11 protein-coding genes are annotated in these 12,816 nt (G+C 69.6%); 6 read left to right on the forward strand and 5 right to left on the reverse strand.

Features of this window, described 5'->3' with window-relative positions:
• The first annotated feature begins 151 nt into the window (after positions 1-151).
• The 5 genes from ACI2L3_RS01525 to ppdK all read left to right on the forward strand — a co-directional run bounded on the left by ACI2L3_RS01525 (position 152) and on the right by ppdK (position 6,896).
• Entirely contained in the window at positions 152-1,417 is a 1,266-nt protein-coding gene (locus ACI2L3_RS01525) for an ABC transporter substrate-binding protein (RefSeq protein ID WP_404750265.1), read from the forward strand.
• The gene (locus tag ACI2L3_RS01530) at positions 1,414-2,373 is read left to right on the forward strand and encodes a carbohydrate ABC transporter permease (RefSeq protein ID WP_404750266.1); all 960 of its coding nucleotides are present in this window, start codon (positions 1,414-1,416) and stop codon (positions 2,371-2,373) included. Before ACI2L3_RS01525 ends, ACI2L3_RS01530 begins: the two co-directional genes overlap by 4 nt.
• Before the next feature lie 29 nt (positions 2,374-2,402).
• Complete coding sequence (locus ACI2L3_RS01535; RefSeq protein WP_404750688.1) at positions 2,403-3,239, forward strand: carbohydrate ABC transporter permease; 837 nt, start codon at positions 2,403-2,405, stop codon at positions 3,237-3,239.
• Between the two features lie 65 nt (positions 3,240-3,304).
• Positions 3,305-3,520 carry a hypothetical protein gene (locus tag ACI2L3_RS01540; RefSeq protein WP_404750267.1) on the forward strand — a complete coding sequence of 72 codons (216 nt, stop codon included), beginning with the start codon at positions 3,305-3,307 and terminating at the stop codon, positions 3,518-3,520.
• A 637-nt stretch (positions 3,521-4,157) separates the two neighbouring features.
• On the forward strand, positions 4,158-6,896 hold the full coding sequence (gene ppdK, locus ACI2L3_RS01545; protein ID WP_404750268.1) for a pyruvate, phosphate dikinase: 2,739 nt from the start codon (positions 4,158-4,160) through the stop codon (positions 6,894-6,896).
• A gap of 163 nt (positions 6,897-7,059) precedes the next feature.
• Here the strand turns inward: ppdK and ACI2L3_RS01550 are convergent, their stop codons facing one another.
• Positions 7,060-7,938 carry a DUF4394 domain-containing protein gene (locus tag ACI2L3_RS01550; RefSeq protein ID WP_404750269.1) on the reverse strand — a complete coding sequence of 293 codons (879 nt, stop codon included), beginning with the start codon at positions 7,936-7,938 and terminating at the stop codon, positions 7,060-7,062.
• A gap of 290 nt (positions 7,939-8,228) precedes the next feature.
• Here ACI2L3_RS01550 and ACI2L3_RS01555 point away from each other — a divergent pair, with 290 nt between their 5' ends.
• Positions 8,229-9,494 carry a PucR family transcriptional regulator gene (locus ACI2L3_RS01555; protein ID WP_404750270.1) on the forward strand — a complete coding sequence of 422 codons (1,266 nt, stop codon included), beginning with the start codon at positions 8,229-8,231 and terminating at the stop codon, positions 9,492-9,494.
• A 55-nt stretch (positions 9,495-9,549) separates the two neighbouring features.
• On the opposite strand, the gene ACI2L3_RS01560 is transcribed toward ACI2L3_RS01555, so the two are convergent.
• Genes ACI2L3_RS01560 through ACI2L3_RS01575 form a run of 4 tightly spaced genes read right to left on the reverse strand, consistent with a single transcriptional unit; the run spans position 9,550 to position 12,813 of the window.
• Complete coding sequence (locus tag ACI2L3_RS01560) at positions 9,550-10,770, reverse strand: NAD(P)/FAD-dependent oxidoreductase (protein ID WP_404750271.1); 1,221 nt, start codon at positions 10,768-10,770, stop codon at positions 9,550-9,552.
• A gap of 10 nt (positions 10,771-10,780) precedes the next feature.
• Complete coding sequence (locus ACI2L3_RS01565; RefSeq protein WP_404750272.1) at positions 10,781-10,972, reverse strand: ferredoxin; 192 nt, start codon at positions 10,970-10,972, stop codon at positions 10,781-10,783.
• A gap of 27 nt (positions 10,973-10,999) precedes the next feature.
• On the reverse strand, positions 11,000-11,860 hold the full coding sequence (locus ACI2L3_RS01570; protein WP_404750273.1) for a fumarylacetoacetate hydrolase family protein: 861 nt from the start codon (positions 11,858-11,860) through the stop codon (positions 11,000-11,002).
• Positions 11,857-12,813, reverse strand: coding sequence for a 3,4-dihydroxyphenylacetate 2,3-dioxygenase (locus ACI2L3_RS01575; protein ID WP_404750274.1), 957 nt, complete (start codon positions 12,811-12,813; stop codon positions 11,857-11,859). Before ACI2L3_RS01575 ends, ACI2L3_RS01570 begins: the two co-directional genes overlap by 4 nt.
• Positions 12,814-12,816 lie beyond the last annotated feature (3 nt).

Here is a 12,816-nt window from a genome sequence, read left to right on the forward strand (position 1 = left end):
CGCCACGCTGACGCGGCACGCCCCATTCCGCACGTGCTGCCGCAGCGTGTCCGAAGGGTGACACTCGGCTGCAACACCCCTGTCGTAATCCCTCTGCATGGTTGATCGTTGGGCCCGGCACACACCTACGTCAGGCAGGGGGACGACCGGCATGGCCATCAGCCGCAGGACACTCCTCGGGACAGGCGCGACAGGCGCGGCGCTCGGGCTGCTCACCGCGTGCGGGTCCAACACAGGGCGCGACGGCGGCGGACCGGGCGGCAAGGGCCCACGGCTCGCGCAGTGGTACCACCAGTACGGCGAGCCGGGCACCGAGCAGGCCGTGAAGCGGTACGCCGCCGCGTACAAGAAGGCGGACGTCAGCGTCCAGTGGCGCCCCGGCAACTACGACGAGCAGACCGCCGCCGCGCTGCTCACGGACTCCGGCCCGGACGTCTTCGAGGTCAACGGCCCGTCCCTGGACCAGATCCGGGGCGGCCAGGTCGTCGACCTCACCGGCCTGTTCGACGGCGTGAAGGACGACTTCAATCCGGCCGTGCTCGCCCCCAAGACGTACGACGGGAAGATCTGGGCGATCCCGCAGGTCGTCGACATGCACCTGCTCTACTACCGCAAGAGCCTGCTCGACGACGCCGGGGTGCGGCCGCCGGAGAGCCTGGACGAGCTGGTCGACGCGGCGAAGGCGCTCACCACGAAGGACGTGAAGGGCCTCTTCCTCGGCAACGACGGCGGCGCGGGCGCCCTCGGCGTCACGCCCCTGTACGCGGCGGGGCTCTCCTCCGTGACCGAGGACGGCGAGGTCGGCTTCGACGACCCGGCGGCCGCCCGCACGCTCGGCAAGCTGCGCCAGCTGTACGCCGACAAGTCGCTGCTGCTCGGCGCGCCCGCGGACTGGTCGGACCCGTCGGCGTTCGTGCAGGAGCTGACCGCCATGCAGTGGTGCGGCCTGTGGGCGCTGCCCGCCGTGAAGAAGGAGCTGGGCGACGACTTCGGCGTCCTCGCGCTGCCCGCCGACGGCTCCGGCGGCAAGGCGGCGCTGCCCGTCGGGTCGTACGGCGCGGCGGTGAGCGCCCGCAGCGACCACAAGGAGGAGGCGAAGGACTTCCTGAAGTGGCTGTGGATCGACAGGACGGAGTACCAGGAGGACTTCGCGCTCTCCTACGGCTTCCACATCCCGGCCAGGCTCTCCCTGGCGAAGAAGGCCGACAAGCTGAAGGAGGGCCCGGCGGCGGACGCCGTGCGCTACTCCACCGAGTACGGCTACTCCGAGCCGCTGCTGTGGACGCCGGCGAGCCGCACCGCGTATCAGGACGCGCTGAGCCGCATCATCAAGTCCGGCGCGAACCCGGAGAGCGAGCTCAAGTCCGTCGTACGGAAGGTGCGGGCGGAGCTGGACCGGGTCAAGAAGAAGTCGTGAGCCGCGCCCCCGTGGACCGCGCCCCCGTCGACCGCGCCCCCGCAAGGAGCCGGCTCCTGGGCACCCAGAACCGCACCCTGTGGTTCTGGGTGTTCGTCGGCCCCTTCACACTCGGCCTGGTCCTCTTCACGTACGTCCCGCTCGCCTGGAGCGTGTATCTCAGCTTCTTCGACGCCCACAACACCGTCTCGCCGGACGACTTCGTCGGCTTCGACAACTACACGTCGATGCTGCGGAACGAGGCGTTCACCGACAGCCTCGTCACCTTCGCGGTCTTCTCGGCGTTCATCGTGCCGACGACCTTCGTGCTGTCGCTCGCGCTCGCCCTGATGGTGAACCGGATACGCCGTGCGCAGGCGTTCTTCCGGTCCGTCTTCTTCCTCCCGGCGGCGTGCAGTTACGTCGTGGCGGCGCTGATCTGGAAGCTGTCGATCTTCAACGGGGTGCGGTTCGGGCTCGCCAACACCGTCCTCGACTGGTTCGGCGCCGAGCAGATCGCCTGGCTGTCGACCACCGATCCGCCCTGGTACTGGCTGGTCATCGTCACCGTGCGGCTCTGGCTGCAGGCGGGTTTCTACATGATCCTGTTCCTCGCGGGCCTGCAACGCATCTCCCCCACCCTCTACGAGGCGGCCGCCGTGGACGGGGCGCGGCCCGGCTGGCAGGTCCTGCGCCACATCACGCTGCCGCAGCTGCGCGCGACGTCGGTCGCCGTCACGCTGCTCCTCGTCATCAACGCCTTCCAGGCCTTCGACGAGTTCTACAACCTGCTCTCGACCTCCAGCGGCTACCCGCCCCACGCCCGCCCGCCGCTCGTCTACCTCTACTACACGGCACTCGGCCGGGAGCAGAACCTCGGCCTCGGCAGCGCGGGCGCGGTGCTTCTCGCGCTGATCATCGCGGTGGTGACGGTCGGCCAGGCACGCTGGTTCGGCCTGGGCGGGAAGGAGGACTGAGGACGGTGACCGCACCCCTGAAGCGCCCCTTGGACGACGCGCTCGTCCGGGTGGGCCGCGCGCTGCGAGCCGTGCTGCTCGTCGCTCTCGCCCTGCTCTTCCTGATCCCCTTCTACCTCCTCGTACGCAACGGTCTCGCGTCCGAGGACGACATCACGTCCCCCGACTGGACGTTCTTCCCCTCGACGCTGCACTGGTCGAACCTCTCCGAGCTCTTCGCCGACCCGGCCGTCCCGATGGCCCGCGCCCTGCTCAACTCCTCGCTGATCGCCGTCGCGACGACCCTCGGCACCCTCGTCCTGGCCTCCCTCGCCGGATACGGTCTGGCCCGCATCCCCTACCGCCACGCCGACAAGGTCTTCTACGCGATCCTCGGCACGATGATGGTCCCGGCCGCCGTCACCTTCGTCCCGAGCTTCGTCCTGGTCTCGTCGCTCGGCTGGGTCTCCACCCTGCGCGGCCTGATCGTCCCGACCCTGTTCTCCGCCTTCGCCTGCTTCGTCTTCCGCCAGTACTTCCTGGGCTTCCCCCGCGAGCTGGAGGACGCGGCACGGGTGGACGGGCTCGGCTACTGGCGCACGTACTGGCGCGTCGTCGTCCCCAACTCCCGCCCCGTCTTCGCGGCCGTCGGCACGATCGTGTTCATCGGCGCGTGGAACTCCTTCCTGTGGCCCCTGGTCATCGGCCAGGACCGCGACGCGTGGACGGTCCAGGTGGCCCTGGCCACCTTCACGACCTCCCAGGTCATCCGCCTCCACGAACTGTTCGTCGCGGCGGCGGTATCGATCGTGCCGCTGCTCGTGGTGTTCCTGTTCTTCCAGCGGTGGATCGTGGCGGGGGTGGAGAGGTCGGGGATCGACGACTAGGGACCGGCCGAACGGGCTGAACACGGCGGAACCGGACGTTCCGGATGGCGTCATATGATCGGCGTATGGGTGTTCACGTGGTCCGCGCGAAGTCTGCCTGGGTGCTGACCGTCCTGGCTCTGATCGGCTTCGGGGTCCTCGCCCTGTCTCCCGTGAAGGCCGGGTGCACACTGTCGTCCGAACCCTACGGATCCCACTACGTCCCGTCCGCTGCCCAGCACACCGGGCAGTCGGGCGGTTGCGGCGAGGAGCGCATGCGGTTCCAGACCTGGATCGGATGATCGACGGCCTCGACGGCACCCGGTGCCAAAACGGGCCGAGGGCACGCGCACGCCACTCGCTCCCGCCGTAGAGATCCCGGAGCGGGCAGTGGAGCGGACCGGACAGGACGCTCAGCCGCGCGTAATCCGCGCCCGCACCCGGACATTCCGACCGAGGCCCAAGATCTGGCGGGAACGCCCCGCCTCCATGTCACTCGCGAGCGCCACCCATGAGCGCCTCCACCTGCGGACCTCCGGCGAATCTCGTCCGCGGAGCGTCCGGATGCTGACATTCGGCCGCCTCAAACGGCGTGATTCTCGCCACGCCTGATAGGTGCGTCGCTCAGATGAGCAGCTCACCGCGCGACTGCACTTCTCCAATGAGTGGCACTCAGTGCCACTGCTCGATCATTCACGAGGTGAACTCACATCTGAGAATGACATGCTCATCTGAGCGTTTTATGGGGTCTACGGGGGTTGAGTGTTCAAGAGTTGAAGGCAGGCGGGACGGCCTTGCTACCGCTGAGTCACTTTCGATCTAGTGGCGGACGGGTGGTTACGGCCGTATGACGCGCAAGTGGACGTACCCAGGTGCCTTCGATCTGGGTATGTTCCTCGCCGTCAGGGCAGCCACCGAGTCCTCGAGGAGCCGAGACCCGTGTCGGAAAACAAAGATCCCCACGTAGCTCACACGAGTGAGGGCGTTAAGTTCGTTTACGACTTCACAGAAGGCAACAAGGACCTCAAGGACCTCCTCGGCGGGAAGGGCGCGAACCTCGCCGAGATGACGAACCTCGGGCTGCCCGTGCCCCCGGGCTTCACCATCACCACCGAGGCCTGCAAGACGTACCTCGACAGCGGCGAGGAGCCGGCCGAGCTGCGTGACGAGGTGAGTGCGCACCTCGACGCCCTCGAGAAGAAGATGGGCAAGAAGCTCGGCCAGGCCGACGACCCGCTGCTCGTCTCGGTGCGCTCGGGCGCCAAGTTCTCGATGCCCGGCATGATGGACACCGTCCTGAACATCGGGCTCTCCGACAAGTCCGTGACGGGCCTCGCCAAGCAGTCCGGCGACGACCGCTTCGCGTGGGACTCGTACCGCCGGCTCATCCAGATGTTCGGCAAGACCGTCCTCGGCGTCGACGGCGACCTCTTCGAGGACGCGCTGGAGGCCGCCAAGAAGGCGAAGAAGGTCGCGGTCGACACGGACCTTGAAGCGGCCGACCTGAAGAAACTCGTCACCAAGTTCAAGAAGATCGTCAAGACGGAGGCCGGGCGGGACTTCCCGCAGGACCCGCGCGAGCAGATGGACCTCGCGATCCGTTCGGTCTTCGAGTCGTGGAACACCGACCGCGCCAAGCTCTACCGCCGCCAGGAGCGCATCCCGCACGACCTCGGCACGGCCGTCAACGTCTGCTCGATGGTCTTCGGCAACCTCGGCCCCGACTCCGGCACGGGCGTCGCGTTCACCCGCGACCCGGCCAGCGGCCACCAGGGCGTGTACGGCGACTACCTGCAGAACGCGCAGGGCGAGGACGTCGTGGCGGGCATCCGCAACACCGTGCCGCTCGCCGATCTGGAGCAGATCGACAAGAAGTCGTACGACCAGCTCATGCAGATCATGGAGACCCTCGAGACGCACTACAAGGACCTGTGCGACATCGAGTTCACCATCGAGCGCGGGCAGCTGTGGATGCTCCAGACCCGCGTCGGCAAGCGCACCGCCGGTGCCGCCTTCCGCATCGCGACGCAGCTTGTCGACCAGGGCCTGATCGACGAGGCCGAGGCGCTCCAGCGCGTCAACGGCGCGCAGCTCGCGCAGCTGATGTTCCCCCGCTTCGACGAGAGCGCCAAGGTCGATCAGCTGGGCCGGGGCATCGCCGCGTCGCCCGGCGCCGCGGTCGGCAAGGCCGTCTTCGACTCGTACACGGCCATCAAGTGGTCGCGTTCGGGCGAGAAGGTCATCCTCATCCGCCGCGAGACCAACCCCGACGACCTCGACGGCATGATCGCCGCCGAGGGCATCCTGACCTCGCGCGGCGGCAAGACCTCCCACGCGGCGGTCGTGGCGCGCGGCATGGGCAAGACCTGTGTCTGCGGCGCCGAGGAACTGGAGGTCGACACCAAGCGGCGCTGCCTCACCGCGCCGGGCGGCGTGGTCGTCGAGGAGGGCGACACCGTCTCCATCGACGGCTCGACGGGCAAGGTCTACCTCGGCGAGGTGCCGGTGGTCCCCTCCCCCGTCGTCGAGTACTTCGAGGGCCGCATGCACGCCGGCGCCGACGACGCGGACGAGCTGGTCGCCGCCGTGCACCGGATCATGGCGTACGCGGACCGGGTGCGCCGCCTCCGCGTCCGTGCCAACGCGGACAACGCCGAGGACGCGCTGCGGGCCCGCCGCTTCGGCGCGCAGGGCATCGGCCTGTGCCGCACCGAGCACATGTTCCTCGGTGAGCGCCGCGAGATGGTCGAGCGGCTGATCCTCGCCGACGCCGACGAGGAGCGCGAGGACGCCCTGAAGGAGCTCCTGCCGCTGCAGAAGCGCGACTTCGTGGAGCTCTTCGAGGCGATGGACGGCCTGCCGGTCACGGTCCGTCTGCTGGACCCGCCCCTGCACGAGTTCCTCCCCGACATCACGGAACTCTCCGTCCGCGTCGCCCTCGCCGAGTCCCGCAAGGACGCCAACGAGAACGACCTGCGCCTCCTCCAGGCCGTGCACCGCCTGCACGAGCAGAACCCGATGCTGGGCCTGCGCGGCGTACGCCTCGGCCTCGTCATCCCGGGCCTGTTCACCATGCAGGTACGGGCGATCGCCGAGGCCGCGGCCGAGCGGAAGACCGCCAAGGGCGACCCGCGCGCGGAGATCATGATTCCGCTCGTCGGCACCGTCCAGGAGCTGGAGATCGTCCGCGAGGAGGCCGAGCAGGTCATCGCGGAGGTGCAGGAGACCACCGGCGTCGAGCTGAAGCTGGCGCTCGGCACGATGATCGAGCTGCCGCGCGCCGCGCTCACCGCGGACCAGATCGCGGAGGCCGCGGAGTTCTTCTCCTTCGGCACGAACGACCTGACGCAGACCGTCTGGGGCTTCTCCCGGGACGACGTGGAGGCGAGCTTCTTCACGGCGTACCTGGAGAAGGGCATCTTCGGGGTCTCGCCCTTCGAGACCATCGACAAGGACGGCGTGGGCAAGCTGGTGAAGGACGCGGTGCAGGCCGGCCGCGCCACCCGCCCCGACCTCAAGCTCGGCGTCTGCGGCGAGCACGGCGGCGACCCGGAGTCCGTGCACTTCTTCCACGAGGTGGGCCTGGACTACGTCTCCTGCTCCCCGTTCCGGATCCCCGTGGCCCGCCTGGAGGCCGGCCGCGCGGCCTCCCACTCGACGGGCAGCGACCACCGGTAGCCCCCTCGGTCACCGGGCTCGAAAAGACCCCGGGACCGCCGCCGCGTCCCCGACCCTCAGTACCGATGCGGCGGCGGTTCCGGTTCGCGATGAAGGGGCGGCACCCTGTGCGGGGGTGCCGCCCCTTCCGGCGTTGCTCGCGGGCCGGTCTTCCGGGAGGGGCTCAGCTGCCGGTGAGGGAGATGGCCAGGTCCGTGATGTTCAGGGGGAACCTGGATCCGAGGGCGTCGGACACGAGCGTGGCCTCGCCGGTGAAGAGGTTGACGCTGTAGAGGGAGGGCCTGGCGGCGCCGGAGGCGGTGAGAGTGGCGTAGGCGGCGTTGCTGACCGTCTTGCCGCCCGACGGGCTGCTGAAGATGTCCAGGCCCGCGTTGGTCTGCGCGTCGATGCCGAGGCTGCCGGTCGGTGCCAGCGTGCCGTTGTTGGCCGGTGACTGGATGACGATCTGGTCGCCGGCCGTGTTCACGTCGAAGAGCGTGGTCCCGGTGGCTCCGTTGAGGTCGTTGTTCGTGTAGGCGGCGGCGGAGACGCCCTTGGTGGTGCCCTCGACCGGCGGGGTGGTGAGGTTCAGGTCCTGGACGGTCGTGTGGTCGTTGAGGTTGTGCCGCAGGTTCTGGCCGTTGTCGCTGACCACGCGCAGCCGGTCGGCGGCCGGGTTGAAGTCGACGCCGAAGTTCGTGCCGTGCAGCGCGTACTGGAGCTGGGACACCTTGGTGATCACGACGTCCGCGGTGGCCGGCGGCGTCTTGATCGTGTAGATGCCGCCCTTGTCGCCGACGCCGTACATCAGGCCGTTCTGCACTCGGAAGTCGATGCCGATCAGGGCCGTGTCGCCGCTGAGGCCGACGATGTCCCTGACCCAGTCGAGCACGTTCGGCCGGTCGGTGGTGAACGTGGCCATCTGGGTGCCGTCACCTGTGATCCCGAACGCGCGGAGGCTGGGAGCGGCGGCGGGAGCGGCCGAGCCGCTGCCCGGCGCACTCAGCATGAGCGCTGTCGACGTGGCCATGACCGCTACCGCCGCCGCGATTCTCTTTCTCATTCCTGCTTTCATCGGTGTTTCCATCGGTGTTTCCCTCCCGATTATTGATCCGAAGTAGCGGCCGGAATGAATGCTGTGGTGTTACCCCGCGGGCTGGTACGCGGTTCCAATTAAGGCTGGCCCGCACTGCCTTCACAAGGAGAACAGGCGACGGGAATGCCCCGATCAAGAAATTTTGCGCACTGTGACAAAGCGCCCCAGACGTGGTCGTCCCAGATGTGCGCGGAGTGATGAATGCCGTCTGGATTTCTCCTGTGCGGTTCTTCGACCGGAATGGCATGCTCGCGCCCATGGGGAGATTTTTCGCCGAGTTGGCCCGGCAGGCGTCGGCCAACGCGCGCCGGGAGGTCGAGGCGTACGCGCGCGAGATCGCGGAGTTCGGGTTCCTGGACACGAACTCCCGGGCACGGGCCGAGACGCTGGAGTACTCGTTGTGGTTGCGCCGCCGTACGGTCGAACTCTCCCCGGACAACTGCGAGTTGAGCGACGACGACCTCGGCTACATCGCGGCGATCGGCGAGTCACGGGCCGCGGCGGGGATGTCGCTGGACACACGGCAGCGGGTCCTGCGACTGCACACCTCGCTCATGCTGCGGGAGATCAACGAAGCGACCGAAGCCCAGCGCGGCGTCGAAGTCGGCGAACTCATGCGGATGATGCACTGGTTCGCCCCACAGGGAGAACGCGGTATACGTGCCTACAGTCAGGGATTCGTGGCGGCGCTGCAACACCGTCTGCCGTACGTCGAGCAGGCTGCCCTGCTGGCCAGGTCGTTGCTGAAAGGAGACCCCATATCGGCGGGGCTCGCCTCGGCTCTGGGCATAGAACTGCCCGAACGCTGCGCGGTGGTGGTGATCCGGGTACCGGACCGTCCCGACGGCGACAGCGACCTGGAAAGCGAGATCGAGGTGCTGGTGAAAACACACCACGCGCCGATCACGTGGTGGCCCGGCAAGGGAAGCAGGAGCGGTGAGCTGATCGCCTTGGTTCCGTTGCGTCCCGCCGCACCCCCGGCGTCTCCGGGGTCCCGTACGGCCGGGACCGTACAGCCGCACACCGTGCCCGACCTTTCCGCCGGCCCCCTGCCCGACGTGGTATCCGATCTCGTACGGGACTTCGCCGAGGCCCTGGGCCGCCCCTGCGCCGCCGGCACCGCCGCCTCATCGCTGTCCGAGGTTGCCGACGCCCTCGACTTGGCGCGGCGGATCAGCAGGGCGGCGCCGCTGCGACGGGCGTCTTCCCGGCCGCGGCCGCACACCGTGTCGGACGTGTTCGTGGAACTCGCCCTTGCCGACGCGCCGTTCGTCGACGCATGGCTCCACGCCGTGGACCGGAGCCTGCGGCCCGGCCCGGACCTCGTTGTCACCCTTGACGCGTACTACCGCCACGACATGCACCGCGGCGCCACGGCGGCAGCCCTCATCATCCACCCGCGCACCCTGGACTATCGCCTCCGCCGGGTGCGGGAGCTCACCGGCATCGATCCCTGCTCGACGCGCGGCGTGCGCATTTTCAGCTCGGTCGTCACGCGGCGCTTGTCGGAAGCGTGGCGGTGATCGCACGCTGGGCACCGTCTTGGACGTCGTCGACGGGTGGACCGTCCCCCGCCCGTCAGGCCACCGGCTCCGGCAGCGTCATGAGGCGGGCGCGGTGGCGGGCTGCCGCGGCGGTTGCCGTCGGGCCGCCCAGCGCGGCCACGCCGATGAGGCGGGTGCCCTGGTAGTAGGCGTAGAGGAGGTCTCCCTCGGAGGCGGTCGGGTCGCCTTCCAGGAGTTCGCAGCGGTCGGCCAGGGCGGGCTGGCCGAAGGACTGGAGGCGAAGGGTGTACTGGTCACTCCAGAAGGAGGGGAGCGGGGCGCAGGGGGCCGGGTCGCGGGGCGTGCCGGTCAGGGCCGCGACCAGCGTGCGGGCCGCGTGGCGGGCCGTGTCGCCGGGGACCGACCAGTGTTCGACGCGGCGCGGCACGGGGCCGTAGCGCGGGTTCGGGAAGCGGGCCACGTCGCCGACCGCCACCGCGTGCGGGAGGCCACCGATACGCAGGTGGGCGTCGCAGAGGATGCCGTCGGTCAGGTCCAGCCCCGGCGTCGCCGCCAGCCATTCCGTGTTGGCGAGCGAACCGATCGCTTCGACGAGCAGGTCCGCCCGTAGTTCCGTACCGTCGTCCAGGACGCAGCCCTCCGGCGTGAGTTCCGTCGCCAGACGCCCCATGAGGAACCGTACTCCCCGCGCCTCGTGGCGCAGGCGCAGCGCCCGCGCCAGATGCGGGCCGAGCGCGAGCACCATCGGTTCCGGCTCCGGCGCCACGACGGTCACCGCGCAGCCCGCCGTCCGCGCGGTGGCCGCCACCTCGCAGCCGATGAAGCCGGAGCCGATCACCAGCACCCGGGCGCCCGCCACCAGCCCGGCGGCCAGAGCCGCCGAGTCCTCCAGCGTGCGGAGGACGTGCCGGGGCGGGCCCCCGGGCATCGGGAGCCTGCGTGGCCGCACCCCCGTCGCGGCCACCAGACCCTCGTACACGTACGCCGAACCATCGGCCAGCGTCAGCCTGCGCGCGACCAGATCGGCGGACGCTACCGCCGCGCCCAGACGCCATTCGACGTCCTCGACGCTGGAGCGGCGGCGCAATCGGGTGGTACCGGCGGGCACCTCGCCCGCGAGGACCTCCTTGGACAACGGCGGCCTGTTGTACGGGAGATGCGGCTCGTCACCGAAGACCGTGATCGCACCCCGCCAGCCCGCGGCCCGCAGCTGCTCCGCCGCGCGTAACCCGCCCAGCGAGGCGCCTACGACGGCGATGCCCACCGCTGTCACCGCCGCAGCCGCTGTCCGCATGGCTCGGCCCTCAACCCTCGACCCGGATGGCCTGCAACGGGCAGACGTCGGCGGCGTCCTCGGCGTCCGCACGCAGCGACTCGTCGGGCGAGCCGACGTACGCGAGGTGCCCTTCGCCGTCCAGCCGGAAGATGTCCGGCGCGGCGAACACGCACTGCCCGTGATCCTGGCAGACGTCCAGGTCGACGATGACTCGGACCATTCCAACTCCTTCGGTTCAATGGATTGTTCAGCGACGCGGCGGACGTACGCCTCGGAACTCCCAGTCACCGCCGAGCGCCGTGGAGAGGACCTCCTCCGACGCGGTGGGCTGGGCTCCGACGTCGGTGCGGACCGCCGTCGGCCCGGTGACGATGTGGTTGGTGAGCCGTCCGAGGCCCTCGGCCTCGACCTCGACGACGTCCCCGGGGCGGACCGGCCGCGACCCCGCGGGTGTTCCGGAGAGCAGTACGTCGCCCGGTTCCAGGGTGATCGTGCGGGCGATGTCGGCGACGAGGTAGTGCATGTCCCACTCCATCTCGTCCGTCGAACCGTCCTGGACGAGCGTGCCGTTGACGTACGTGCGCAGGTACTTGCCGCGGAAGTCCCAGCCCGTGACGAGGCCGGGGCCGAGCGGGCAGAGCGTGTCGGAGCCCTTGACGCGGAGCATCGAACCGGCGTCGGTGTCGCGGAAGTCGTGCAGGCCGAAGTCGTTGGCGACGGTGAAGCCCGCGATGTGGGAAGGGGCGTCCGTGGGGGCGATGTTGCGGCAGGGGCGGCCGATGACGATGCCGATCTCGCCCTCGTAGTTGAGGTACTGGCATCCCTCGGGGCGTACGACCGCGCCGCCGTGGGCGTTGAGGGCGGAGACGGGCTTGTGGAAATAGGTGGGCGCGGACGGCAGCGCGACTCCGAACTCCGCCACCCTGCTGCGGTGGTTGAGGTGCACGGCGATCACTTTGGAAGGCCGTACGGGAGGGAGGTGGTGCGCTTCGGCCGCCTTGACGCGGCGGCCGTCCGGCGCCACGAGCTCGTCGCCCTCGCACACGACCTGGACGGCGGCCCCGTCGAGCAGGACGCGGCGGTACTCGATGGTGCTCGCCGCGCTCATGCGGCTTCCCCCTCACTCGGGTCGGTGCCGGTGCCGGTCCTGGTGCCGGTCCTGGTGCCGGTCCAGCCGTCGGCCGGGCGGTCGAACCAGAGGTGCATCTGTCCGGTGCCGATGGAGTTCTCGTACGCGCTGTAGGCGCGCCCGGGGGCGGTGCAGCGCTCTTCGCCGAGGGCGCCGACCATCATGAGGTAGTGCCCGAACCGTGCTTCCGGCTTGTACGTGAGGAACTCCGGCATGGTGCGCAGGACTTGGGCGTGGTCGCCGCGTTCGAGCCACTCGATGCGTGCGTGGTCGGCGGCGCGGGCTTCGGGCGTACGGATGTGGGACGGGTCGCTGGACTCGTGGGCGCGCAGCTCGCGCAGCGGCCAGAACGTGTGGGAGAGGGCGCCGGACGCGATGAGCAGGACCCTGCGGCCGGGCAGCGCGCCGATGCCGTCGGCGAGCGCACGGCCGAGCCGCAGATGGTCCTCGGCGTCACCGGTCTGACAGACCCCGATCGAGACCCACTTCTTCTCGGGGAGGCCGTGGCCCAGGTACGTCCACAGGTTGATCGTGGCGTAGTACACGGGCAGGAAGGGGTCGTCGATCGGGGTGATCCAGGTGCCGTGCGCGTCCGCGAACCGTGCGATGGAGTGGGCGAGTTCGGGGTCGCCCGGGTAGTCGTACGGCATGCGGCACATGCCGCGCGGCAGTTCTTCGGAGGTGAAGAGACCGGCGCGGCGGGTGTGCGCGGAGACCACGAACTCGACGGTGGTCGCCCAGTGCGAGTCGAGGACGACGACGGTGTCGTAGTCGAGCGCCTCGAAGACGTCGGCGCGCAGCTTGCGCAGGCCGGGCACGAGGCTGATCTCGCGGCCTTCGTTGAGCTCTTTGCGGGTCTGCTCCGGCAGCACGATGGTGGGTACGTGGGCGAGGAGGCCGGCCCCGACGATCTCGCCCCTGGCCTCATCCATGAC

This window comes from Streptomyces sp. NPDC029674 (genome assembly GCF_044903205.1).
GTDB lineage: Bacteria > Actinomycetota > Actinomycetes > Streptomycetales > Streptomycetaceae > Streptomyces.